The 26,782-nt window shown below is 41.6% G+C and carries 20 protein-coding genes; 12 read left to right on the top strand and 8 right to left on the bottom strand.

Annotation, left to right across the window (positions count from 1 at the left end):
• Positions 1-2: 2 nt before the first annotated feature.
• Positions 3-2,066 (bottom strand): HDIG domain-containing metalloprotein, encoded by a 2,064-nt coding sequence (locus QZ407_RS11360; RefSeq protein WP_157543028.1) that lies wholly within the window; start codon positions 2,064-2,066, stop codon positions 3-5.
• Between the two features lie 144 nt (positions 2,067-2,210).
• Here QZ407_RS11360 and QZ407_RS11355 point away from each other — a divergent pair, with 144 nt between their 5' ends.
• From QZ407_RS11355 to QZ407_RS11335, 5 genes are all read left to right on the top strand, one after another.
• A complete protein-coding gene (locus tag QZ407_RS11355; protein WP_295771030.1) occupies positions 2,211-3,128 on the top strand; it encodes a hypothetical protein in 918 nt (305 codons plus the stop codon).
• Between the two features lie 356 nt (positions 3,129-3,484).
• The gene (locus tag QZ407_RS11350; RefSeq protein WP_295771028.1) at positions 3,485-5,203 is read left to right on the top strand and encodes a peptide MFS transporter; all 1,719 of its coding nucleotides are present in this window, start codon (positions 3,485-3,487) and stop codon (positions 5,201-5,203) included.
• A gap of 114 nt (positions 5,204-5,317) precedes the next feature.
• On the top strand, positions 5,318-6,052 hold the full coding sequence (locus tag QZ407_RS11345) for a polyprenol monophosphomannose synthase (RefSeq protein WP_295771025.1): 735 nt from the start codon (positions 5,318-5,320) through the stop codon (positions 6,050-6,052).
• Between the two features lie 251 nt (positions 6,053-6,303).
• A complete protein-coding gene (locus QZ407_RS11340) occupies positions 6,304-6,672 on the top strand; it encodes an STAS/SEC14 domain-containing protein (protein WP_295771024.1) in 369 nt (122 codons plus the stop codon).
• Positions 6,673-6,701: 29 nt separating this feature from the next.
• Positions 6,702-6,926, top strand: coding sequence for a hypothetical protein (locus tag QZ407_RS11335; RefSeq protein ID WP_295771023.1), 225 nt, complete (start codon positions 6,702-6,704; stop codon positions 6,924-6,926).
• A gap of 39 nt (positions 6,927-6,965) precedes the next feature.
• On the opposite strand, the gene QZ407_RS11330 is transcribed toward QZ407_RS11335, so the two are convergent.
• Positions 6,966-7,826, bottom strand: coding sequence for a polysaccharide deacetylase family protein (locus QZ407_RS11330; RefSeq protein ID WP_295771022.1), 861 nt, complete (start codon positions 7,824-7,826; stop codon positions 6,966-6,968).
• A gap of 119 nt (positions 7,827-7,945) precedes the next feature.
• Positions 7,946-10,240, bottom strand: coding sequence for a GH92 family glycosyl hydrolase (locus QZ407_RS11325; protein ID WP_295771021.1), 2,295 nt, complete (start codon positions 10,238-10,240; stop codon positions 7,946-7,948).
• Between the two features lie 86 nt (positions 10,241-10,326).
• Here QZ407_RS11325 and QZ407_RS11320 point away from each other — a divergent pair, with 86 nt between their 5' ends.
• Positions 10,327-11,091 (top strand): GDSL-type esterase/lipase family protein, encoded by a 765-nt coding sequence (locus tag QZ407_RS11320; protein WP_295771019.1) that lies wholly within the window; start codon positions 10,327-10,329, stop codon positions 11,089-11,091.
• A gap of 31 nt (positions 11,092-11,122) precedes the next feature.
• On the opposite strand, the gene ruvB is transcribed toward QZ407_RS11320, so the two are convergent.
• Positions 11,123-12,145, bottom strand: a complete 1,023-nt coding sequence (gene ruvB, locus QZ407_RS11315) for a Holliday junction branch migration DNA helicase RuvB (protein WP_157543020.1) — start codon at positions 12,143-12,145, stop codon at positions 11,123-11,125.
• 189 nt (positions 12,146-12,334) lie between these two features.
• Here ruvB and QZ407_RS11310 point away from each other — a divergent pair, with 189 nt between their 5' ends.
• Both QZ407_RS11310 and QZ407_RS11305 read left to right on the top strand, forming a co-directional pair.
• Positions 12,335-14,290: a glycoside hydrolase family 97 protein gene (locus QZ407_RS11310; protein WP_295771017.1), complete on the top strand. Its 1,956-nt coding sequence runs from the start codon at positions 12,335-12,337 to the stop codon at positions 14,288-14,290.
• A 156-nt stretch (positions 14,291-14,446) separates the two neighbouring features.
• Entirely contained in the window at positions 14,447-14,929 is a 483-nt protein-coding gene (locus tag QZ407_RS11305; protein ID WP_295771014.1) for a tetratricopeptide repeat protein, read from the top strand.
• An 81-nt stretch (positions 14,930-15,010) separates the two neighbouring features.
• On the opposite strand, the gene glgB is transcribed toward QZ407_RS11305, so the two are convergent.
• The gene (gene glgB / locus QZ407_RS11300; protein WP_365335058.1) at positions 15,011-17,449 is read right to left on the bottom strand and encodes a 1,4-alpha-glucan branching protein GlgB; all 2,439 of its coding nucleotides are present in this window, start codon (positions 17,447-17,449) and stop codon (positions 15,011-15,013) included.
• A 487-nt stretch (positions 17,450-17,936) separates the two neighbouring features.
• Here glgB and QZ407_RS11295 point away from each other — a divergent pair, with 487 nt between their 5' ends.
• The 4 genes from QZ407_RS11295 to QZ407_RS11280 all read left to right on the top strand — a co-directional run bounded on the left by QZ407_RS11295 (position 17,937) and on the right by QZ407_RS11280 (position 23,582).
• The gene (locus tag QZ407_RS11295) at positions 17,937-20,408 is read left to right on the top strand and encodes a glycoside hydrolase family 31 protein (RefSeq protein WP_295771010.1); all 2,472 of its coding nucleotides are present in this window, start codon (positions 17,937-17,939) and stop codon (positions 20,406-20,408) included.
• 118 nt (positions 20,409-20,526) lie between these two features.
• The gene (locus QZ407_RS11290; RefSeq protein WP_295771008.1) at positions 20,527-21,417 is read left to right on the top strand and encodes a glycoside hydrolase family 25 protein; all 891 of its coding nucleotides are present in this window, start codon (positions 20,527-20,529) and stop codon (positions 21,415-21,417) included.
• A gap of 150 nt (positions 21,418-21,567) precedes the next feature.
• Positions 21,568-22,731, top strand: coding sequence for a zinc-dependent alcohol dehydrogenase (locus QZ407_RS11285; RefSeq protein ID WP_295771006.1), 1,164 nt, complete (start codon positions 21,568-21,570; stop codon positions 22,729-22,731).
• A 59-nt stretch (positions 22,732-22,790) separates the two neighbouring features.
• Positions 22,791-23,582, top strand: coding sequence for an SDR family oxidoreductase (locus QZ407_RS11280; protein WP_295771003.1), 792 nt, complete (start codon positions 22,791-22,793; stop codon positions 23,580-23,582).
• Positions 23,583-23,636: 54 nt separating this feature from the next.
• Here QZ407_RS11280 and QZ407_RS11275 read toward each other — a convergent pair whose 3' ends face one another.
• From QZ407_RS11275 to proB, 3 genes are all read right to left on the bottom strand, one after another.
• Positions 23,637-24,143, bottom strand: a complete 507-nt coding sequence (locus QZ407_RS11275) for an SRPBCC domain-containing protein (RefSeq protein ID WP_295771000.1) — start codon at positions 24,141-24,143, stop codon at positions 23,637-23,639.
• Between the two features lie 242 nt (positions 24,144-24,385).
• Positions 24,386-25,633, bottom strand: a complete 1,248-nt coding sequence (locus QZ407_RS11270; RefSeq protein ID WP_295770997.1) for a glutamate-5-semialdehyde dehydrogenase — start codon at positions 25,631-25,633, stop codon at positions 24,386-24,388.
• Between the two features lie 3 nt (positions 25,634-25,636).
• Positions 25,637-26,719, bottom strand: coding sequence for a glutamate 5-kinase (gene proB, locus QZ407_RS11265; RefSeq protein WP_295770993.1), 1,083 nt, complete (start codon positions 26,717-26,719; stop codon positions 25,637-25,639).
• Positions 26,720-26,782 lie beyond the last annotated feature (63 nt).

Genomic DNA, 26,782 nt, shown 5'->3' with positions numbered 1-26,782 from the left:
TTTTAATAATCTATTCTTACATGGTAAATGCTCATCAGCATTCGTTTAAATATGCTTTTTATAGTTTCCAAATCTTTGAGCGTTATATCGCTGTCTTTCAGTTGGTTTTGGTTAAGCTTATAATTTACTATACGGTCAACCAAGTCACTTATTGATTGTGCGTCGGGTTCTTTTAGTGAGCGCGAAGCAGCTTCAACTGAGTCAGCAAGCATCAAAACGCCGGTTTCTTTTGAAAATGGAATAGGTCCGGGGTAGCGAAAAATGTTTTCGTCGATGAATTTTTCAGGAAAATTTTTCAAAAACGACTGATAAAAATAATCAACCCTGGTGTTGCCATGATGTGTGCGAATGAAATTGATGATTGTTTCGGGAAGATTAGCTTTTTGGGCCATATCAACCCCCTTGCGCACATGACTTATAATTATTTGAGCACTCTCTTCATATGAAAGCTTATCATGCGGATTAAAACCTGCCGTTTGGTTCTCAATAAAGTATAGCGGGTTTTCCATCTTGCCAATGTCATGATACAATGCACCTGCCCTTACCAGCAAAGCATTGCCACCAATGCTGTAAATGGCGTTTTCGGCAAGGTTGGCTACTTGTAATGAGTGCTGAAACGTTCCGGGAGCCTTGAAGGCCATTTCGCGTAACAAAGCAGCATTGGTGTTGGTAAGCTCAATAAGTGTTAAATCAGACGTTATACGGAAAGCCTTTTCAAATGCATAAATTAATGGGTAGGCCAGCAGGGTTAGCAATACACTTACAACAAACGGGAAAAATTCAGCCCATTCAATGGTATTGATATCACCCTCGCGTATAAACGATATACCTAAGAAGGTTGCAAGGTAGGTAAGCGTTATGATTAAGGCCGATGTTAGGAACTGGCCACGGCGCAGCAGGTTTTTAATGCTGTAAATAGAAACCATACCAGCCGTTATCTCATAAAAAGCAAATTCAAAGCTGTTTGGCACGTAAAAGCCTGCTATCATTATCACCAACAGGTGTATGTTTAAAGCCAGCCTGGTATCAAACAGTATGCGTATAATGATAGGAACAATACAGTACGGAATGTAGTAAAGGTTTGGCAGCTGTATTTTTATAGCCCACGATAGCGTAGCCAGCATAGCCGTAATTACCAGTAGAATAAGGCCTACCAAGCGGTTGTCATAATAGATGTCTTTACGGAAGAGGTAAAGAAATACAATGAGTAATGTGAGCGTTAACCCCACTAGTAAAAACTGACCTAATGACACCAGCTTACGATCACCGTTTAAACGGGCGCTGTCTTCAAAGTACTTTTTGTATGATAAGAGCTTTTGATATACCTCATCGTTTATAACCGCCCCTTTAGTGATAATTACCTCATCCTTTTGCACCATACCCAACGTAAGTGATATGTTATCAAGCGCATCGTGCTTTAGGCGGCTGGTTAACTTATCGTCATATACCAAATTATTCAACAGCCGGTTTTGCAGTAAATCAAGCAAAAAGGCCCTGTCGAGATTATACAATGCAAGCTCCTTTTCAAAAAAGCTTATTGCTTTTTCTTTGGTGTACAGGCCTGACGTGTTTTTGTTGGTAGCTACATTATTGTTGACTACTGTAATGTTATAGTTTTCGTCGGCAGGCTGGTCTTTTATACCCGGGGTAAGCAGACCAACGCTATAAACCTTATTAAGTAAAACCTTGCCGGTTTCAATGTATCGTGCCTTGAATTTTTCGGGTATTCCGGCGGTGGTCCATTTTAAATTTAAATCATCAACAAAGCCCAAAACCTGCTGGTTTTGCACATCGGCTTTAAGCTGGTAAACAGGCGAAACATTTTTAAGTGCATCAGCCTGATCGCGTTCAAGCTCGGCAGGTGTTTTAAGTATAGCAAAGCTGTGCGGAGCAATTAGTTCTTTTTGGTTCCATACTCTGCCTTTTTCAAATTCATACCTGAATTTGGTTTGCTTGGGAAGGGCCAGTATAATGAGGAATACACTGCCCACTATCATAATAAACTTTACCCAAACAGCGTATTTACGCAATAAAGCTTTTTGACGCGATATACTAAATTTTGCCATTAAAACACTTTAAATCAATATAACCGTATTTTGAATCGCTAACGGCTAATAGCTGCAATAATACTGTAAATTGCAACAATTATACAGGCTTAGCGTTTGTTTAAATAATTTGGCGCGGCACTTTAATTTGCTTTTTTAAATATTATGAAACATTTAAGCATTATTTTATTGCTTATTGCCTTTATGGTTGGCAGGGTTAACGCACAACGCTTTAACACCCCCGATCAGCTTAACCAGTTGCGCCCCTTGCAAGATAGTTTGGTGAAGATTGGCCGCCAGATGTTTAATAACGAAAACGACTTAGAACGCAAAAACGCTAACTACTCTTTTATACGTACGCTTGTTAAGGCACTTAAGGTGCCAAACTCATACGCCTTTAATTTCGATTCGCTTAAAACCATCAGCATACTGCGCTCGCCCGATAATAAGTTCAGATTACTGAGCTGGTTTATAATGAATGAGGATGGCAGTTATCGTTTCTTTGGCACCATTCAGGTAAACACAGGTGGTAAATTATTGCTTCATCCGCTTGAAGATTACTCGCCATTGCTTAAAAACCCCGAAGACTCTGTGATGAACAACCATAAATGGTTTGGTGCGCAGTATTATAAAATTATAACTGTTGGTACGGTCAATCCTTACTATGTGTTGCTTGGTTGGAAAGGCAACACCGTTAAATCAACCAAAAAAGTTATCGACGTACTATCGTTTAAAAAGGGTGAACCTGTATTTGGTATGCCCGTTTTTCAAGGCAACAAAAAAACACGAAGCAGGGTAGTATTTGAGTATAACAGGCAAGCCTCCATGTTGCTGCGTTATGTGCCTGACCAGGATTTGATTGTGTTTGATCACCTGGCACCGCCCGATGATAAGCTAAAAGACCAGCGCGACACGTACGGGCCCGATTTAACGTATGATGGCTATAAATTAAGCAACGGAAAATGGATGTACAAAGACAATCTTGACATGCGCAACATTCCCGCGCCAGACGATGTTGATATTATTGACCCCAAAAAACAAGCCCTTAAAGATAGAAGTCTTGTGCCTTTAAAAAGGAACTAAATACTCAAGCTTTGAAGCGCTTTAAAAGCGGTTAGCATATGTGCAGTTACAGTGCATAAGCTAAGGTGATTGATTTAAATAAGCGTGTCTTCTTCAATTAAAGGCTACACCTTGATGATTGCAAAAGACTGTTCATTGATGCAAATTTAATTCTACAACAAAGAATAAGTTTATATTGTGAGTAAGCTCATGAGGTTGTAAATCAACATAGTATTTTCATATTATGCCAAAATTTATTTGGCAAGTGCGAGTTATATGTATCTTAGCCGCTTTTAATGTTGCAGCCCTAAAAGATTTCAACACAACATTTGGCATTAATGGAGAATGCCTATTTTTAGATAATTTTAATTTAAACTATGAGTACTGAACCTGAAATTTCTTTAGACTCGTCTCTTGCCGCACAGCAGAGTAAAGGTCATCCAAAAGGTTTATATGTTTTATTTTCTACTGAAATGTGGGAGCGCTTTAACTTTTATGGTATGCGTGCCCTGCTTACATTGTTCCTGGTAAATGCCCTTGCTTTTTCTGATAAGGATGCGTCTCTAGTTTACGGTGGCTTTTTAGGCTTGTCGTATTTAACGCCAATGCTTGGCGGTTACATATCTGACCGTTATCTGGGTAATCGTAACTGTATTATTTTAGGTGGTTCGGTAATGGCCTTGGGGCAATTTTTGCTTTTTGCCAGTGGTTACACTTATGCTGCTAATCTTGACCTTGCAAAAGGAATAATGTGGCTGGCATTAGCGGTTATCATTTTCGGTAACGGCTTCTTCAAGCCCAATATTTCATCAATGGTAGGCCAGTTGTATAAAAAGGGAGATTCGCGGTTAGATGCTGCATTCACCATATTTTACATGGGTATAAACGTTGGTGCCTTTTTGGGTATGAGCATTTGTCCGTTTTTGGGCGATGTTAAAGTAGGAGAGGTGCGCGTTGTTGAGGCATTTAAGTGGGGTTTCCTTGCAGCAGGTATAGGCATGATGTTAGGCGTGCTTCTGTTTATCTTCCTTAAAAACAAATACGTAACCGACCCTGATGGTAACGCCGTAGGATCAAAGCCCGACTTTTCTAAAGCTACACTCAGCCCTACCGGTGAGGCCGAAAAGGCAAACTTTTCTACTGCCTCAATTATTGGTGTGGCTGTGTTAATGGTAGTATTGTTTTTCGGTATTCACTACATATCTGTAGATCCTAATCCCATTAAAAGCTGGGTATATCCGTTTATATATGCATCAGGTATTAGTTTAGCTGTACTTATTTTAACCGATAAGTCTATTACTAAAATAGAGCGTGAGCGTATTTTAGCGTTGTATACCGTAGCATTTTTCGTAATATTCTTTTGGTCGGCATTCGAGCAGGCCGGGTCATCTTTAACTTTTGTTGCCGATAAGCAAACCGACTTAAACTTGTTTGGCTTTCAACTGCCTCCAAGTTTTGTACAAAATGCCAACTCCCTGTTCATTATTATATTTGCATTTCCGTTTAGCTGGCTTTGGTTAAAGTTGCAAAAACGTAACCTTGAGCCAATTTCGCCGGTTAAGCAAGCTATTGGCTTATTGTTGCTGGCTACCGGCTACTATATCATTGCCATGCAGGTTAAGGGTATAGGTACATCAGGTAAAATTGGGGTTATATGGTTAATCATCATGTACCTGTTCCATACCTTGGGTGAGCTTTGCCTGTCGCCAATTGGTTTATCTTTGGTTTCTAAACTAGCTCCAAAGCGTTTTTCATCGTTATTAATGGGAGTTTGGTTTATAGGTAACGCTGCAGGGTACGCTCTTGCCGGTACGCTGGGTGCCATTATTCCGCCCACGGGTGATAAGTTTGAGTTTGCTGCTTCCAAGGGTATTGATTTGCAAGCCGTTCTTGATGGTAAAATACAGGCAAGTGCATCACAGCTTGCAATTTTAGCGCAAGAGAAGATTGATGTGCATTACCCTACGTTTGTTGGCTTTACCATTCATAACCTCTATGAGTTTTTTATGGTGTTTGTAACGCTGTCTGGCGTTGCTTCCATATTACTTTTCTTAATATCGGGCCTGCTTAAAAAGATGATGCACGGCGTAAGATAACCTATTTAACAACTTTTAACTAAAAGCAGGGTGGTAGTTATCACCCTGCTTTTGTTTTTTAAGGGCCGAATTGCGTACTTTTGCCCGCTCATACATTATTGAAACAGTAACTACGTGCCCGATAGCATAGTCATTATACCAACCTACAACGAAAAGGAAAATATTGAGCGTATGATACGCAAAGTGTTTTCGCTGCCGCATGATTTTCATTTACTGATTATAGACGATGGCTCGCCCGATGGTACCGGTAACATAGTTAAAAGCCTGCAAGCGGAGTTTTCAGGCAGGTTGTTCATCGAAGAGCGAAAAGGCAAGTTGGGCTTAGGTACCGCTTATATACATGGTTTTAAATGGTGTATAGCGCACAAGTACGATTACATTTTTGAAATGGATGCTGACTTCTCTCACAATCCAAATGATTTGCTGCGCCTGCGCGAAGCCTGTGTTGAGGGGGCAGATATGTCGGTTGGCTCTAGGTATGTTAGAGGGGTAAACGTTGTAAACTGGCCTATGAGCCGGGTATTGATGAGCTACTATGCCTCCATGTACGTGCGTATTATTACAGGAATAAACCTGCATGATGCTACCGCGGGTTTTGTATGCTACAAACGTAAAGTGCTTGAAACCATAAGGCTTGATAAAATTAAGTTTGTTGGCTACGCCTTTCAGATCGAAATGAAATACACCACCATTAAACACGGCTTTAAGGTAATTGAAATTCCCATCATATTTACTGATCGTACTGAAGGTGTTTCAAAAATGTCTACCCGTATTTTCCGCGAGGCTTTTTTTGGCGTTATACAAATGCGCATCAACAGCATTTTCAGAAAGTACCCGGAAGGCGATTGAGCAGTCTTATCATTTGGGAAAGCAGGAACTTCACCTGTCAATTTCTTCGCTCCCTTATTGAAAAGTGAGCCTGTTTGCTGAGCAATAGCAGTCAAGCATTATTGGGTATCATCCGGAATTAATCGGTATAAATTAGGGAATATCGGGTGCGAAATAAAAGCCGCTATTTTTCTTGCTGGCTAAATTTGTATGCTTTAAGGAAAACAGTATAAGGCAATAACCGTTGTATTAACAACTAAAATTTGCCTCTTATGCTTCAATTCATAAACGATTTACCAGACAATGTTGTAGGCATCCATGCCGTTGGCGAGGTTACAAAAGATGACCTCGAAAAAGTGCTTATCCCTAAGCTTGACGACCTGGTTAAGCGTCAGGGTGAAATCCATTATATACTCGTGCTTGAAACTGAGGTGCAGAACTTTACAGCAGGAGCGTGGTGGGATGATATCAAGGTTGGCCTTAAACATTTTACCAAATGGAAAAAAATTGCCATTGTAACAGATCAAAAAGCCGTTGAATGGTTTACCAGTAACGTATTCAGGTTTATGGCTCCTGGACAGTCAAAAGGATTTCCACTGGGTCAGTTAGACGAAGCCGTTAAGTGGGTGACTGAAGAATAATCAAATATCAATTTATAAATACAATACCTATGTCTACCGAAGAAAACAAAAATATCGATCCGCATGAGGATCAATTAGGAGAAAACACAGGTGATTCGTCACTTGAAAAAGGTAATACACCTACCGAGCATACTAAAGATGATGAGCATCGTGTGGATACCGTTGTGCCCGATAACGATAGCGGCGTACCAGGACCACCAAGCGATGAGGAGTCATCAAACAAAAATGAAGGTCCGGCCAACGAAGATTTATAACAAAAAAGCCTTTCTCTTAATTGAGAAAGGCTTTTTTTATTAAAAGCTGTTCTTGATACTATTGTGTAGCGTTTTGGCGCTCCAGTAACCGCTGTCTAATATACGGCGCACGGTCATCAATGGGTCGTTCGCATCGCGCTTTTCAGCCAGTTGGAAGGCCATTTTAAATCCGCGGCTATGGAGTTCAGGTAATCCCTGCGCGTTCCATAAACCAAAAGGATAGGCAAAATATTCAATTTTTTTACCGGTAATTTCCTCTAATTTTTTGGTTGGTTTATCTATTTGTGTCTTCCAGTCGTCGCCGGCAAATTTCTTGAAGTTATGGTGATCCCAGGTGTGGCTGCCAATTACGTTGCCTTCATCAGCCAGCTGTTTAACTTGCTCCTTATTCATGTAATTAGGTCTGCCAATTGATACCGTCATTATAAAGTATACGGCCTTAAAACCATACTTTTTTAGCTCAGGGTTTGCAATGGTAAACTGGTCAAGGTCGGTATCATCAAACGTTAGCATAATAGGCTTGCTGGGTAAAGCTGCGCCTGTTGTAAGGTAAGCGTATAGCTGATCGGGCAGTATAGTATGATAACCGCTATCAGCCAGCATTTTAATTTTTTCTTTGAAGCTGGCAATCGGAACTATGTAATCTTTAGCCGTTTTAGAATCTTTTGGTCGCCAATCGCGTATTTGGTGGTAGCATAAAATCGGCACCTGCTTGCGTGCAATAATCTCAGCATTCGAAGCTTTCTTTCCAGGCTTCTCATTGGCTACAACCTCAGTACTGGTGCTTGTAGTCACCGTTTTTGTCGAAGTACTATCGGTTACCGTGCTGGTTTTGCCCGATTGGCATGAGATAACACTTAGGGCTAATGCGGCTGCAACTGCCGTGTATGATTTAAGCATGGGGTTTAAAATGGTAAAATGTTAAAGCGAGCGAAAATAAAATAAATAAGAGGACTTAAACAAAAAAAGTGTGGTTTGATGTGAACCAATAAACCACACTTTTTAACAGTAAGTTTTAACTATTGGCGGGCCGACATAGAAAACGGATAATCGGTATCCTTAGTTCCTTTGGTTTTATTGGGTGTGGCCTGCATGCTAAAATCAAGCTTTGCACCGTTTAACAATGCTTTATGACTTAGCCAATTGTAGCTATGCGGCTTGCCGTTGTACATTAATTTGCTAACGTATTTATTAGATGCGCTGTTGGCAGGTGCATTTATATTTACAGTTTTTCCATTCTCAAGGTTTAAAGTAACCTTTTTGAATAAAGGAGCACCTAAAACATACTGATCACTTGCGGGGCAAACGGGGTAAAAGCCCAATGCACTAAATACATACCACGCCGATGTTTGGCCATTATCCTCGTCGCCGCAATAGCCATCAGGAGTAGCTTTATACAGGCGGTTCATAACCTCGCGCGCCCAGTATTGTGTTTTCCAGGGTTGGCCGGCGTAGTTATACAAGTAAATCATGTGCTGTATGGGCTGGTTTCCGTGAGCGTACTGGCCCATGTTCATAATCTGCATTTCGCGTATTTCATGAATCACACCGCCATAGTAGCTATCATCAAATATCGGCGGTACACTAAACACGGAGTCTAACTTGGTTACAAACTTATTTTCGCCGCCCATAAGGTTAATCAGTCCCTGCACGTCATGAAAAACCGACCATGAGTAATGCCAGCTGTTACCTTCTGTAAATGCATCTCCCCATTTAAACGGGCTAAAGGGTGATTGAAAACTGCCATCCTTGTTTTTGCCCCGCATAAATCCTGTTGACTTGTCAAACAGGTTACGATAGTTTTGGCTACGCTTTTTATATAAATCAACTTCAGCCTGGGGGCGATTCAATTCTTTTGCCAACTGGTAAATGGCAAAGTCGTCATAGGCATACTCCAGTGTTCGTGCAGCGTTTTCATTGATCTTAACATCGTAAGGTACGTAACCCAACTCGTTATAGTATTTAACCCCATAACGTCCAGTGGCTGAAACCGGACCTTCGTTATTTGCGCCATGCAACAACGCCTCGTAAAGTTTGTTAATATCGTAGCCACGCGCCCCTTTCAGATAAGCTTCGGCAACTACAGATGCGGAGTTGTTTCCTACCATTATATCCGCGTAACCCGGGCTGCTCCACTCGGGCAGCCAGCCGCCCTCTACATAATCACTGATAAGGCCTTGCTGCATCTCTTTGTTTATAGATGGATACATCAGGTTTAAAAATGGATATAGCGCACGGAATGTGTCCCAAAAACCGGTACCTGCAAATTTATAGCCTGGCATGGTTTTACCTGTGTAGGGGCTGTAATGCACTACTTTGTTTTGGGCATCAACCTCGTATAGCTTATTTGGGAACATAACGGTACGGTAAAGGCATGAGTAAAATGTACGGGTTTGGTCTACCGTTCCACCTTCCACCTGCAGGCGGCTTAATACTTTGTTCCACGCAGTGTGTGCTTTTTGTTTTGTAGCTTCAAAATCATCACTACCTAGTTCTCGTTTAAGATTTAACTCGGCCTGCTCAAAACTAATAAGGGATGAAGCAACGCGTAAGTGTACCTTTTCGCCACGTGTAGTCTTAAAACCAATAATAGCACCTGCATGATTATTGGTGAGCTCTAATGAGTCGCCGCCGGCTAAGGTTTTGCCGTGCCACGTTTTGGCAATTGAAAAGGCCTTATCTGTATAAATTACAAAATAGTTTTTAAAGTTTACAGGCTTACTGCGCGCTGCACGGGTGGTATAGCCTATGATCTTATTTTCGGCAGGAATTACCTTAATGTATGAACCTTTGTCCAGCGCATCAATAACTATAAACGAGCTATCGCTTTTAGGGTAACTAAATTGAAATTGAGCTGCACGTTCCGTAGTAGTCAGTTCGGCCGTTACATCATGGTCGGCCAGGTAAACGCTGTAATAATAAGGTTTTGATACTTCGGCTTTGTGGCTAAACCAGCTTGCGCGGGCGTCCTGATCAAATTTCATTTTACCGGTTACCGGCATAATGGCAAACTGGCCGTAATCATTCATCCAGGGCGATGGTTGATGCGTTTGCTTAAATCCCCTGATTTTATCAGCAGCGTAAGTATACATCCACCCATTACCCATGTTGCCTGTTTGCGGCGACCAATAGTTCATGCCCCATGGCAGGCCTATGGCCGGGTAAGTGTTGCCGTTAGATAAATCGGGTTTTGAATCGGTACCCATCAAGGGGTTAACCCATTCGGCAGGGTCGGTTACCCTGGTTACTTGTTGAGCACAAGCGGCAGCTCCAAATAACAGAGCCACAAGCGAGAGCCAGATATTTTTGTTCATCTGCAGTAGTTAGTTAAACAAATATATAGCATTGCCTTTTGCGTTGTACTATAAATCACAAAATGCTTATGTTTACCAGCACAATTATGAAGTTTAACAAGCTGCCTTATTACTTACTGCTGCTTTTTGTTGCTTGCAGTGCCTTTATTTATAAAGATGATCAAAAAGTTAACGTAGTTTTTATTGGCGACAGTATAACGCACGGCACTGTAGCCAAAGATCAATCGCCACCTGTTTTTACCGGTAATTTTTTAAGAGAGAAGCTTGGACCTCATGTGCAGGTATCAAATCAGGGAGTAAGTGGTTTTACAACGGTAGATTTCTTGCCCGCAACCAAGAAAATGTTTCCAAAAGTAAAGGCTGCTGCCAACAATTTTTATGCAGACAGCACGGCACAGCTTGTATTTTCAATAATGCTGGGTACTAATGATAGTGCTATAAAGGGTCCTAATGGTTCACCCGTTTCGCCCGAAAACTACCAGGCAAACTTAAAGACCATAGCAGATAGTCTGTTAGCCGCCTATCCAAAGGCCAAAATTGTTTTAAACTATCCTTTGTGGTACAGCGATAACACGCACAATCGTTCATCGTACTTAAAGGAGGGTCAACAACGCGTACTGTCATACCATCCGCAAATTCATGCGCTGGTTAAGCAGTATAAAAAAAGCAATCCGCATCATGTATTTGAAGGTGACAGGAAATCGTTTAAATCCTTCGAGAAAAATTACCTTACTTATCTGAAACCTGAAAATGGAACGCAGGGTACGTTTTACCTTCATCCTAATACACAGGGAGAACAGGTGCTGGCCAAATTGTGGAGCACTGCCATATTAAAAGCACTTAAAAATTAATTATCTTTTAGGTTTGTTGCTCTACTTGGTATTAAAATAAGGTTGGTAGTTGCCCCGGCCGGTGAATGCCCAGGTGTTTGTATGCATTTTCGGTGGCTTCGCGTCCGCGGGATGTGCGCATGAGATAGCCTTCCTGTATAAGGAACGGTTCATAAACCTCCTCTATAGTGCCCTCATCTTCGCCAACTGCTGTAGCTATAGTTTTAACGCCAACAGGGCCACCCTTAAATTTCTCAATAATGGTAAGCAGTATTTTGTTGTCCATTTCATCAAGGCCATGCTCATCAACATTAAGTGCATTTAAGGCATACTTTGCAATGGCGGTATCAATACTGCCGTTTCCTTTTATTTGGGCAAAATCGCGTGTGCGGCGTAGCAATGCATTAGCAATACGTGGCGTACCACGGCTGCGGCGCGCAATTTCATAAGCACCTTCATCAGTAATAGGCGTATTTAAAATGGCTGATGAACGTAAAACAATAGTGGTTAGCAATTTGGCGTCGTAATATTCAAGTCGTGAATTTATTCCAAAGCGTGCTCTTAGTGGGGCAGTAAGGAGGCCTGAACGGGTTGTAGCGCCCACCAGTGTGAACGGGTTTAATGATAACTGTACAGAGCGCGCATTAGGTCCGCTCTCTAACATGATATCAATTTTAAAATCTTCCATGGCAGAGTACAAATACTCTTCAACCAACGGGCTTAAACGATGTATCTCATCGATAAATAAAATATCCCCCGGTTCAAGGTTGGTTAACAAACCGGCTAAATCACCAGGTTTATCAAGCACAGGGCCGGAGGTGATTTTAATGCCAACACCCATTTCATTGGCAATAATGTGCGATAGCGTAGTTTTACCCAATCCCGGAGGCCCGTGAAGAAGTACATGGTCCAAAGATTCGCCGCGCTGTCGAGCAGCCTGAACAAAAATCCGCAGATTGGCTAAGATTTTATCCTGGCCTGTGAAATCTTCAAAAGCCTGCGGGCGCAAAACTTTTTCAATATCACGTTCAGTTGTTGTCAATTTTTCAGCGCTTGGATCTAAGTTTTCGTTCATTGCCAACAAATTTAGCATTTATATTAAATGGCTGCAATAACAAGCTTGTTTTGATGGAGATGTTTTGTAAATCGGCATTACTGCAAAATTATTTTATAAATGTATAATTAACACTTATTATTGTAGCATATTAACCCCGGCTTGTATGAAATTGCCAAAAAATGTTAATGAACCAATAAATCTATAATAATGAGAAAGCTCATACTTTTCATCACCTTATTTACAGTTGTTGCTTTAGCTGTTTGCGCACAGGTTGGTGCTGGCAATGGCGTAGTTACCAGCCCCGATAAAAAGCTTGTGGTAACAATATCGCTCAACTCTACAAAAGGTTTGCAGTATACTGCTGCATATAACGGTAAAACTGTTGTAGAGAGTTCACCCTTAGGTTTGGTAACCGACGTGAGTGACTTTAGTAAAGATTTGCGTTTTATTGAACAGAAAGCCGCTGTAATTAATGAAAACTATGAAGAGAAGCGTATTAAAAAAAGCAAAGTCAACTATACTGCTAATGAAGTAGTTTTTACTTATGAAACAGCTAAGAAAGGAAGAATAAGTTTGGTTATGCGTGTAAGCAACAATAACATTGCATTTAAATACCAGCTTGCTCAAACAGGTGAAGCGGCACGCTGCACAATTGAAAAAGAATTAACAGGCTTCGACTTTCCGGCAGGTACCACTACCTTTTTAACTCCACAGGCTACACCAATGAGCGGATGGAAACGTACCAAACCAAGCTACGAGGAAGAGTATGTTGCCAATGAAGCCATAGGCACGAAATCAAAATATGGTATTGGTTATACCTTCCCTTCTTTATTTCATATTGGTAACAATTGGGCTTTAGTGTCTGAAACTGGGGTAAGTAGTTTGTATTGTGCAAGCAAGTTAAGCGAAGCATCAAACGGCGGTTTATATACAGTAGCTTTTCCGGAGGCAGGGGAAAATAATGATTTGGGAAGCGCTAAACCAGCTATAAGTCTTCCGGGTGAAACGCCGTGGAGAACCATAACTATAGGCGATAACCTGAAGCCTGTTGTTGAAAGCACTATTGCTTTTGATGTGGTTAAACCTTTATACAAGCCCTCTAAAGATTACCAGTTTGGCCGCTCAACCTGGAGCTGGTTGTTGTGGCAGGATAACAGTATAAACTATAACGATCAAAAAACATTCATTGATTTATCGGCACAGTTGGGTTACGAGTTTACACTTATTGATGGTTGGTGGGATACTACAATCGGCTACGCTAAAATTGAGGAGCTTGTAAAGTATGCACAATCTAAAAACGTAGGTGCTTTTTTATGGTATAACTCTAATGGTTATTGGAATGATGCACCGCAAGGTCCTAAAAACAAAATGAGTACTTCCGTAGAGCGCAAAAAGGAAATGGCGTGGATGAAGAGCCTGGGCGTAAAGGGTATTAAGGTGGACTTTTTCGGCAGCGACAAGCAGGAGACCATGAAACTTTACGAAGACATACTTTCTGACGCTAATGACTATGGGCTATTGGTTATATTTCATGGCTGTACACTGCCGCGTGGGTGGGAGCGCATGTACCCTAATTTTGTGAGCAGCGAGGCTGTGCTTGCGTCAGAAAACCTCATATTTGGACAGCGGGCAAATGATATGGAAGCTTATAACGCCAGCTTGCACCCGTTTATCCGTAATAGCGTGGGTTCAATGGATTTTGGTCCGCTGCTGTTAAATAAGCGCCATAACCGCAATAATAACGGCGGAACTACCCGCAAAACATCAGATATATTTCAATTAGCTACTACAGTGTTGTTTCAAACATCTGTTCAAAATTTTGGAATTACCCCTAACAACTTAAACGAGTTTCCAAACTTTGTGATAGACTTTATAAAAACTGTTCCTACCACATGGGATGAGACGGTATTTATAGATGGTTATCCAGGTAAATATTGTGTGCTGGCACGCCGTAACGGTAGCCGCTGGTATGTAACCGGCATAAATGCCACTAAGGAAGCAAAGAAGCTAAAGTTGAAACTGCCTATGCTTGCTAACCAAAACCTTAACTACTATTCAGATTCGAAAGAAAGAAAGCCTCAGCTAAATAAAGTAAAAGCGGGCAAAGCCGGAGAAATGCTTGTAGAGATGCAGCCGGACGGCGGAATTATCATAACTAATTAAACTAGAAGAGGCCCTTACTCAGGACCTTTTTCATTGCCAGGCTTTAAGCGTGAATTTAACATAGTAGCTAACATCAATCATTATTATTTGACGTTAGCATGCCAATATGAGTTGAATTTATTGCGTATCTTGCAGTTTTACCCAATTAATTTTACTATGCATAACTGGGAAGATATATATCTTGAGGCTGAAGAAGCAATTAGGAACGCTAATTACCTGCAGGCTAAACAACTGCTTGAAAATATAATTTTAGAAGAACCTTCAACAGCGCAGGCTCATAATTCATTGGGCTGGTTATACCGTACACAATTTGATGATTATTCCCGTGCCGAAAACCATTATAAGGCTGCCATTAAAAGTAATGCACAGTACCCGCACGCTTATATAAATCTAATAGTTTTATATACCAACTTGGAACAATGGGATAAAGCACGTGATATTGCCGCAACTGCATTGCACAGGCCACTGGTTGATAAAGCATTGATCAATTATCGCTTAGGTATACTTGAGGAGTACAATCAAAACTTTGATGAGGCAATAATATTTTATAAAAAAGCTATTAAACTTTGCCTCAATTTTGATTCAATTGAAGATTATAAAAGAGCAATTAGCAATTGCGAATACAAGGCAACGTTATAAACAAAAAGCCGGAGAATCAGATGCAGGCATTGCCAAACATGCATCTGATTCTCCGGCTTAAAACTTTAATTAGATTTAAGGTTATTTTTGGGCAAACACCACTGCGCTTAACGGCGGTATTGTAATTTCAATAGAGTTCTCCTGCCCGTGCCACTTATTGTTTTGTGATTTAAGCGGGTACGGATTATTTACACCTGTCCCCCAAAAGTTCTTATCATCCGAATTGAACACTTCGCGCCACTCGCCGTGCTGGGTTACACCTATACGGAAGTCATAATGAACCAGCGGTGTCATGTTAAGCACAACTACCACATCATTTTCGGCATCATGTCCTTTACGTGCATATACTATAATAGAGTCTTTGCTGTTACCGCCGTCTATCCATTCAAAGCCGTCTTTGCCAAATGCTTTTTCATATAAAGCCGGGTAACTTTTGTACAGCTTATTCAGAGCTTTTACCGTTTCTTTCATACCCAGGTGGCAATCATATTGAGAAATCCACCAGTCTAACGACTTTCCAAAATCCCATTCGGCATTTTGCCCAAATTCAGCACCCATAAACAAGAGTTTTGCTCCGGGATGGGTAAACATGTAGCTGTATAGTAAGCGCAGGTTGGCGTAGCGCTGCCACTCGTCTCCAGGCATTTTGCATAGCATGGAGTGCTTGCCGTACACCACCTCATCATGCGAAAACGGCAGCATAAAGTTTTCTGTAAAGGCATAAATAAGACTAAACGTAATCTCATTATGATGGTACTGGCGGTGAATAGGGTCGAGCTTAAAGTAATTTAAACTGTCGTGCATCCAACCCATCATCCACTTCATGCCAAAGCCAAGTCCGCCAAGGTAAACCGGTTTGGTTACGCCGTTAAAAGAGGTAGATTCTTCGGCAATGGTTTGAACGTCGGGGAAGTGGCTGTAAACAGCCATGTTAAACTCCTTTAAAAAGTCAATAGCTTCTAAGTTAAAGTTATTGCCAAACATATTGGGTTCCCATTCGCCTTGCTTGCGTGAATAATCAAGGTAAAGCATTGAGGCTACTCCATCTACGCGTATACCGTCGGCGTGGTAACGCTCAAGCCAAAACATGGCGCTGCTTATTAAAAACGCTTTAACTTCGTTACGCCCGTAATTAAAAATGTATGATGTCCAGTCGGGGTGGTAGCCTTTGCGTACATCTTCATGCTCATAAAGGTGTGTGCCATCAAAGCGGTACAGCGCATGTCCGTCTCCCGGAAAGTGCGATGGTACCCAATCTAATATAACGCCAATACCCTCGAGGTGAAATCGTTCAATAAGCTCCATAAGCTGTTGAGGCGAGCCGTATCTTGAGGTAGCTGCAAAGTAACCCGTTAACTGGTAACCCCAGCTTGGATAAAATGGGTGCTCCATAACAGGCATAAACTCCACATGCGTAAAGCCCATCTCTTTTACATAAGGTACCAGCTTATCTGCAAGTTCGCTATAAGTCAGGAAGCTGTCCGGACTCTCGGGGCTACGTGCCCACGAGCCCAGGTGAACCTCATAAACTGAATACGGACGGTCTAAAGCATTGTGCTCGTACCTGTTACGCATCCAGTTTTCATCCTTCCATTCATAATAAGTGTGGCTTACAATCGAAGCCGTTTGCGGTGGCTGCTCACTTTGTAGTGCATACGGGTCACTTTTTTCAAGCTTTTCGCCACTGTGTGAGTGTATAAAGTACTTGTAAATTTCGCCATGCCCAACGTGAGGCACAAAACCTTCCCATATGCCTGAGGCATCCCAGCGGTGATATAACGCATGACTGCCCCTGTTCCAACCATTAAAATTACCGATAACCGATACGTATTGAGCATTTGGTGCCCATACGGCAAAGTAAGTGCCTACTACATTTTTATGAGTAACCACATGCGAGCCTAACTTTTCGTAAAGCTTGTAATGCTTGCCACCTTTAAAAAGATCAATATCAAAATCGGTAAAGCGGCTATAAGCTTCAACTGCTTCAAAACCCTCACTTAGCAAATTAGTTTCAGGAGAGCTATGTATTACAGGTAACGCCTTGGCATCTTTGTTATGCGCTAACGATGATTGTTCAGTAGCGGCATACTGCTCATTGGCTACGCCAGCCTCAATTGCCACGGCAGGTTGTTTTTTTGCAACCTTTGCGGCAGATTTTTTCACCGCCTTAACAGGAAGCGACTCCGGAAAGGTTTGGCCATCTGCAATACCTTCTGTTTTGCGCGACGTTCTTTTTGCCTTCACCGGTTGCGACTCAGGAAATGTTTCTGCAGAAGATGAAGTTAATGAGGCGGCATCTTCAGCCTTGCTTTTTTTTGCCTTTGTACCTTTAACAGGTTCATCGGTATTAGTGGCTTTTTTTGTTGATTTTGGTTTTTTATCCTTATCTGCTTTTGTTTTAGCCTTGTCATTCAATAACAATGCATCATTGGTAGTGGGGATATCAGCAGATAAGGGGTTGTTAGCCTCATTACCTTCTGCAATGTTCAAAGGTTTAGTTTTCTCGGTTTTTTTTGCCATGGTAGATAGTCTGTTCAGAACGACGGTAAATCAAGATGAATGCGTTAAGCAATCGGTAAAGATTTTGTTGAAAGCAAATTATGCCTTAGATGTCCAACATATGCTACCTGTTGCTTGTTTTACCTGTGCGCACAATACTAGTAAAATTTATTTAACATAAGCTGCTATTTATAGCATAAGATATTAACGGTGAGACTTATGAGTTGCCAGCGTTTTCTTTATAAAAATGCTGTAGAAACCAAACTCATGTATGATGCACCCAATGCCTGGTCAAGTTGGGTTAATATTTCCCCGAAAACCGTATTCAAATCATTCAATAGCAAATTAAGTTAGGCTAATGGTAAATTTCTTTTTACTTTTCGGTCGGTAATTACGTATAAGTAAACGCAGGTTGCATTTATGGTGTAACATGGCTTGGTTATTGAAACTATTTGTTTAATACCAGCCTTAAAAAGCAATACTTAATTAATCAGAACTAACTAACTCAATGGAACAAAACAATCCATCAAACGATCCGATACCTGAATCGCCAGCGGTTAAACTTATTGAACAGGAAGAAGAAGTTTTTCAGCACGTTAATAACCCGGTTCTTGGTTTAAAGCCAATTGTAAAAAAGTATCTTACCGCACCCGAAAGCGTTGAGCAGAAGGGTAACAAGTTTTTCTTTCGCGACACTGAGGCTACTGTTGAAGTAACCATTGTAACCGACGAAATAATAAGGGTGCGCATGGCGCCTCACAGCGTTTTTTTAGAAGAGTTTTCATACGCTGTACCAAAGCTTGAAGTTAAAGTATCGGTATTTCATTTACATGAAAACGAAGACGAATACCGTATTTCAACAAGTACAGTAAACTGCCATATCAAGAAAAAAGACTTCCTGGTTTCTTTTTCTGATAGCCAAAATCATGTAACCAGTGCTGATGCAACCCCAATGCACTGGGAAGAAAACGTTCAGTTTGGTGGTTACTACGTATTTGGTACAAAGGTTTGTCATCCCGAAGAAGCCTTTTATGGCTTGGGCGATAAACCTACCGACTTAAACTTGCGCGGTAAACGCTTTGTAAACTGGAATACCGACGCTTACTCATTTGCCTGGAACCAAGACCCAATATATCGCAGTATACCGTTTTATATAAGCCTTAACGAAGGTATTGCACACGGTATATTTTTCGATAATACCTTTAAAGCTCACTTTGATTTTGGTTCTGAAGATCGTAACAAAACGAGTTTTTGGGCCGATGGGGGAGAGCTGCAATACTATTACATACATGGCCCAAATATGATGGACGTTGTTAAACGTTACCATTTATTAACGGGTACTCACCCAATGCCGCCATTGTGGGCGCTTGGCTATCATCAGTGCCGTTGGAGTTATTACCCTGAGTCAAAGGTTAAAAAGGTAGCTAACGGTTTCCGCGAAAATAAAATTCCGTGCGACGGCATTTACCTTGACATAGATTATATGGACGGGTACCGCTGCTTTACCTGGAACCGTAAATATTTCCCTGATCCTAAAAAAATGATTAAGGAATTGGCGGCAGATGGATTTAAAACAGTAGTGATTATTGATCCGGGTATAAGGGTTGATGATAATTACTGGGTTTTTAAAGAAGGCAAGGAGAAGCGTTATTTCTGTCGCAGATGCGATGATTACTTTATGGAAGGCCACGTATGGCCGGGCCGTTGCCAGTTTCCTGATTTCACCAATCCAGAGGTGCGTGAATGGTGGGGAACTTTGTTTGACGAGTTGGTACAATTAGGCGTAGCGGGCGTTTGGAACGATATGAACGAACCTGCTGTATTTGGCGCCGGTACCTTCCCTGATGATGTACGCCACCAGTATGATGGTTACCGCGGATCGCACCGTAAGGCACATAACGTGTACGGCATGCAAATGGTAAGAGCTACATATGAAGGCATGCGTAAGCTTATGAAAAATAAGCGTCCTTTTACCATTACCCGCGCGGGGTATTCAGGCGTGCAACGCTTTACCTCTGTTTGGACCGGCGATAACGTAGCGTCATGGGAGCATTTGCGCCTTGGTAACGTACAGTGCCAGCGTTTGTCAATGTCGGGCATACCGTTTTGCGGTACCGATATTGGTGGCTTTAGCGGCGAGCCTGATGGCGAATTGTTTACACGCTGGATTCAAATGGGAACATTTTCACCCTTTATGCGCGCACACTCGGCCGGTGACACTAAAGAACGCGAGCCCTGGAGTTTTGGCGAGCCATATACTGCCATTAACCGTAAATTTATTGAGCTTCGCTACAAGCTTATACCATATTTGTATTCAACATTTTGGGAACATCACCGTTATGGTTTCCCTATACTGCGCCCGGTTGTAATGCAGGAGCAAGGCGAGATAAATAACCAGGCCCGCCAGGATGAGTTTACCTACGGTGACAAAATACTAGTTTGCCCTGTTATGGAGCCCGGCCAAACAAGCCGGAAGGTTTACCTGCCTAAGGGTAATTGGTTTGGCTACTGGGACAACCAATTAATAGAAGGTGGCCGCGAGGTTGAAGTTGCAACACCACTTGAAACCATTCCGCTGTTTGTAAAAGCAGGTTCGGTAATACCCGAATACCCAGTAATGCAATACGTGGGCGAAAAGGAAATTGAAGAGGTTAAGCTTAACGTTTATTACAGCGAAGCACCTGCAAACTCGTTCTTTTTTGAAGATTATGGCGAAACATTTGCCTACGAGCAGGACATATACTCCGAGAAAAAATTTGTTGCAAGCGGTAAGCCAACAAGTTTCACGCTACAGCAAAGCATGGAAGGTTTATATACACCTCGTTATGAAAATTACCACTTCAATGTGGTTGGCTTGCCTTTTAAACCATCAAAAATTATTGCTGATGGTAAAGAGGTTACCGACTTTGTTTTTGATGCCGAAAAGCTGATACTGGACTTTAAGTTCACTAAAAACTTTAAGCAAATTGAAATAGCTTAATTAGTTATAGAATAAGAAAGCAACCTGTAAATGGTTGCTTTTTTTATGCATTTAAGTGTTTATATTATTTGTTAAGTAAAATTTATTTACCTGTTTATATAGTGCGTAACTTTGCAGCGTGACTACGCCTAAAGAGTTAAAACCTATTAAGCCCCGAAAGGTACCAGCGGCAAAACCGCGTGCTAAAACAGCCAGAAAGCCCCCCGTTAAAAAGAAAACCCAAACATTTTCATGGAAGCCCTTGGTTATCGGATCGTTACTGGTATTGCTTTCGCCGTTTTACTATGGGTACGTTGTAAGCTTTTTTTCGGCAAGCTGGCAGTGGGTGAAAAACATAGGACAGAATCCGCATTATCGCAATTATAAAAGTTTTGGTATAGATATTCCTACGCGTTACAAAATTCATGGAATTGATGTTTCTTACGCACAAGGGAAGATTGACTGGCCAAAGGTACGGGCAATGGAAGAAGATAGCGTACGCATAAGCTTTGCCTTTATAAAAGCTACGGAGGGTTTGCTTACGGTTGATCCGTATTTTAAACGTAACTGGCGCGAAGCCGCCAAAAACGGTATACGGTGCGGGGCCTACCATTTCTTCAGGCCATATAAGGATGGTTTATGGCAGGCCCGCTTTTTTCTGCAAAATGTAAATATTGAAAGTGGTGATTTACCGCCCGTAGTTGACATAGAACGGCTGGATAACGTAACACCGGAGGAAATGCGAAAGCAATTAAAAACGTTTTTAAAGCACGTTGTAAGTAAGTTGAAAACCAAACCCATTATTTACACCGGGCTCAGCTTTTATAAAGATTACCTGGAAGGCGACTTTGATGACTACCCGCTATGGATTGCACACTATAACAAGCCCGAACTTAAAGCCGGTAAAAATACCAATTGGTGGTTTTGGCAGCACTCAGAAACTGCTCATATAACTGGTATAAACCACACGGTTGATTTCAATGCATTTAAGGGTGATAGCCTGCAGTTTGAGCAGATGCTCATCAGGTAAATATCATCTTGTTTTAATTTAATACACTGAAATATAGACAAATTCAAAATCTGTAGTTGTCGGTTTTTAGTATTTAGAAAAAACCTGTCTTTGGTATTTCTGTTAGTGTTATGTGATTTAATTATAAATTAAAGTTACTTAACACTACCTATGAAAGCAGCAGTATTTCACAAACCCGGAGACATCAGCGTAGATACCGTTGAAGATCCAAAAATTCAGCATCCAAATGATGTAATTTTAAAAGTTACATCAACAGCTATATGCGGTTCTGACTTACACATACTAAGTGGCGGCGTACCACAACCTAAAGACCTTGTATTAGGGCACGAGTTTATGGGTATTGTTGAAGAGGTTGGCGCAGGCGTTACCAAACTAAAAAAGGGTGATCGCGTTGTGGTTCCTTTCCCAATATCTTGCGGCCATTGTTTCTTTTGTACGCACGGAGCTTCACCTCATTGCGAAAATTCAAATTACGAACACTACGGGCCTGACGGCGACTTAACCGATAAAAAAGGTGGCGCCCTATATGGTTATACCGATTTATATGGAGGTTACTCGGGTGGTCAGGCCGAGTACGTACGTGTGCCGTATGCAGATATAAGTCCGCGTATTGTGCCTGATAATTTAACGGACGAGCAGGTGCTGTTTTTAACAGATATTTTTCCTACAGGATGGTCGGCCATTGATTGGGCGCAGCTTAAAGGTGGCGAAACAGTAGCCATATTTGGCTCTGGTCCTGTTGGAATGATGGCACAAAAAGCAGCCTGGCTTAATGGCGCCGGACGTGTGATTGCCATTGATGTACTTGACTATCGCCTGGAGAAGGCAAAAGCCGTAAACCATGTTGAAACCTTGAATCCGCATAAGGTTGATGTTGTTGAAGCCATTAGGCAAATGACAGGTGGGCGTGGCGCCGATGTATGCGTTGATGCTGTAGGCTTTGAGCCGGAGCGCGGCGTGATGGATAAAATTAAATCGGCCGTAAACTTTGAAGTAGGCAGTATGAAAATACTCGATCTGTGTTTTGAGTCGGTACGCCGCAGCGGTACGGTTAGCATTGTAGGTGTATATGGCTCTCCGTATGATAACTTCCCAATGTTCAGAATATTTGACAAGGGTATTACCATTAAACAAGGTCAGGCTCCCGTACTTAATTACATTGACCATCTTATTGACTTGGTAAAAGAAGAGAAGGTAGTGCTTGATGACATTATTAGCCATACGCTTCCATTAAGTGAAGCGGCGAAAGGCTACGAGATGTTCCAGAAAAAGCAGGATGATTGTACCAAAGTGGTGTTAAAACCATGGAGTTAATTTAAAAAGTATAAACCAAATTTTTAATCCGGTTTTAAAACCGGGCAAACTCAATAATTATGAATAACAGACCATGTGCATTAATAACCGGTGCCTCAGAAGGTATTGGTTTTGAATTGGCTAAGTTATTTGCTGCCGATGGTTACAACCTTATTTTGGTAGCCCGTAATGAGCAAAAGCTTGATAATTGTGCGGCACATCTTCGCCAAAGTGGCATTGAAGTTAGCACTATTGCCAAAGACTTATTTAGCCGCCAGGCTGCGTTTGATTTGTATGACGAGGTGAAGGCCAAGGGCATGCAGGTTGATGTATTGGTAAATGATGCAGGCCAGGGACTATATGGTGAATTTAAGGATACGGATATCAATCGCGAGTTGAGCATTATTGACCTCAACGTTGCATCATTGGTCATTTTAACCAAATGCTTTTTGAAAGATATGGTGGCCCGAAATGAGGGTAAAATTTTAAATCTGGCGTCTATTGCCAGTAAGGTTCCGGGTCCGTGGCAGTCGGTTTACCATGGTACCAAGGCATTTGTATTATCATTTACCGAAGCTATACGCGAAGAGTTAAAAGATACAGGCATAACGGTAACAGCATTAATGCCGGGTGCAACCGATACTGACTTCTTTAACAAAGCAAATATGCAGGAAAGCCGCATAGTTCAAGATAAAAGTTCATTGAGCAACGCTGCCGATGTAGCCAAAGATGGTTACGAAGCAATGCAGGATGATAAAGATAAAGTTATATCGGGCTTTAAAAATAAGGTGCAAATTGCAATGAGCAATTTAACACCTGACAGTACTGTTGCTCATATGATGAATGAGCAACAAAAGCCGGCTAACGAATAAGCAGGTGATGTAAAACAACAAAGCCCAATCAATTAGATTGGGCTTTGTTGTTTATTATGCGTTTTGCATACCAGCCAGTAAATCATCAAGGTTATTCAGGCCCATGGTAAAACCTTCTTTAAAACCCATGCCAACAATTTTATTGAGCGCGGCTTCATTTTCAAAGGTAATCTCTGTTAATAGACTCATGCTTTCACCGTTTGCCGAAAAGTTGTTGTCCCAATGCATAGGCGGAAAGCTGGAATCTACATTACCGGCTTCATCACAAAAGTAAGCTGTTGCGGTAAACCGGTTAGGTTCTTCAATTGATTTAAAATCAACCTTACACCAACTGCATTCACCTTTGGGTCCGCGCATGGCGTAAAGCCAGGAACCACCATCAATAAAGTTTAATTGCTTAGTTTCGGCTTTCCACGGTTTGGGTGCCCACCATTTGTCAAGCAAATCTGTTTTGGTCCAGGCATCCCATACCTGTTGTAAGCTTGCATTAAACTCCCGGGTAACTATTAGCTTTTTTCCCGAAGGGTCTTGTGTAATGGCTGTTTGCTGTGCGTCTATCATCTTTTATACGTTCTTTTTAAATTGAAATTTTGAAGCATTAATTTGCAGTACTTTACTCGTAAAACCTTTTTAAGGCTTCTGAAACAGCAAAAAGTTTAGTTTGAACGGAAAAGAGTGGTTGATGTTAAGCTAGTAAATGCTTCAAGGTTTGTTTCACCGTTAATCACGAAACAAATTTATATATACAACCCGCTGACCTAACGTTTGTTTGTGTAATTGAACTGCCTATTACATCTGAAACACTAAGATCTTGTTTGGCCGTGTCCTTTTACAATCCACTTGTAGCTTGTTAATTCGGCTAAACCCATTGGCCCACGTGCGTGCAACTTTTGTGTGCTTATGCCAATTTCGGCGCCCAGGCCAAATTGTGCCCCGTCAGTAAATGCCGTTGAGGCGTTTACATAAACCGCAGCTGCATCAACCTTATTCAAAAAGCGTTCTATGATGTCGGCATCTTCCGATATAATGGCTTCACTATGTTTTGAGCTGTGATTTGCAATGTGGTCTAGTGCTTCCTGTAGGCTATTCACTGTTTTTACCGCCATCTTCATGGCTAAAAATTCGGTACCAAAGTGTGTTTCATTTGCCGCTTTTAACAGGTGTTGTGGATAGTAGTGCTTTAATTGTTCAAGTGCTGCATCATCAGCAAATAGCTCAACCCCTGCATCACCACACTTGCTTAGCAGGTAAGGAAGCTGCGTTAAACGGCTTGCATGAATAATAAGACAATCCAACGCGTTGCACACGCTTACGCGCCTGGTTTTGGCATTGTATATAACAGGAGCTGCAATCTCCACATCGCCAAATTCATCAAAGTAAGTATGTACAATTCCGGCTCCTGTTTCAATAACAGGCACTTTGCTGTTTTCACGTACGGCGTTAATAAGAGCCTGACTACCGCGCGGAATAAGTACATCAACATAACCAACAGCGTTGAAAAGTGCTTCTGTAGCACTTCTTTCGGCAGGTAACAATATGGCAGCATTTACATCAACGTAAAATTTTTGCAACGCTTGATGGATAAGGCTGATTATGGCTTGATTCGAAAAATCAGCATCGCTGCCGCCCTTCAGTAAGCTAACGTTACCAGTTTTAAAGCATAGCGCAAATACATCAAAAGTAACGTTGGGACGGGCTTCATAAATTACACCAACCACACCCAGCGGAACGCGTACCTTGCTTATATGTAAACCATTGGGTCGTTCAGTTTGTGAAAGTACCTCGCCCAGCGGGCTATCCAGCTGTGCAACATTCCTTATATCAGCAGCAATACCCTCAATACGCTCGTGAGTGAGCATAAGGCGGTCGTACTTCGGATCGGTTGAATCCATGCGGTCCAAATCTTTTTGGTTTTCGGCCAGTAAAGCTTCAGACTGTTCAACGGCAATATCGGCCAGATAATATAATACCTTATTTATAGTGTCGGCATTTAAACCTGCAATGTTATAACCAGCCGCAACGGCATTTTCAAAATATGCTTTGTAGCTCATAACTTAAGCTTGTAAATAGAGGTAATCATAATGTACGAGGGCTTTTTCGTTCTTTTTGCCAAGTCGCTCCCGGGCCTTATCAGCTCCGTATTCTGCTATGCCCTGACCAATCAGGTTTTGTTGTTCATCAACAATGCGTATAATATCCCCCTTTTTAAATTCAGTGTTTATGGTAATTAAACCTACGGGCAGCAAACTAGTGGCGCGGGCAGATGTTAGCGCTTGTTTAGCGCCATCATTAATGGTAACCATACCCGTGGCAAAATTGCCCGAGTGAGCTATCCATTTCTTCTTGCTTGATGCTGATTTTTTTGGAATAAAGCGTGTATGCTTTGCATTTCCACTTAATATAAGGTTTAAAATTCCATCTTTAGTTCCGTTGGCTATATGCACATTTATACCTAAGCGGGACACCTTTTGGGCCATATTGGATTTTGTGATCATACCACCCCGCCCAAACTGCGACTTTACAGTACTGCTGATGAATGAAGAAAAGTCCAACCCGTCGTGGGTTATCTCTTCAATGAGTTTTGAACCGGACAATTTGGGGTCACCATCGTAAATGCCGTCAACATTGCTCAGTATAATTAAAGCCTGTGCATTTAGCATCGATGCAATAAGTCCGGCCAGTTCATCATTATCAGTAAACATTAGTTCGGTTACGGATACTACATCGTTTTCATTAACAATGGGCAAAACCTTATGCTTTAATAAAATATCAAGGCAATTTTTCATGTTCTGGTAGTGCGTTTTGTCTCTGAAATCTTCACGCGTTACCAAAACCTGCGAGCATACCATATTATATTTTTCAAGCAGCTGTGCATAAGTATTAATAAGTTTAACCTGCCCAACCGATGCCAGTAGCTGGCGCGTTGCTATGGCATCAACCTTTTCGGGTAGTGAAATTAAACTCCGGCCCGATGCTACCGCCCCCGATGATACAAGTATAACTTCCTTGCCTGATGCCTGTATCGCAGCAATCTGATCAACCAGGTTAGCAATGCGGTGCGCGTCGGGCAGGCCGTTTGCCTTCGTTAACACATTCGATCCTACTTTAATAACTATACGCTGGTATAATGAGCTCATAAAATATTGCAGACTGTAAATACAGCCGGTATTGTGATTAAGATTGCTAAAATAGTCAACCCT

The organism is uncultured Mucilaginibacter sp. (assembly GCF_913773635.1).
Taxonomy (GTDB): domain Bacteria; phylum Bacteroidota; class Bacteroidia; order Sphingobacteriales; family Sphingobacteriaceae; genus Mucilaginibacter.
The sequence above is the reverse complement of the archived record's forward strand: the minus strand, read 5'-3'. Positions and strand labels throughout refer to the sequence as shown.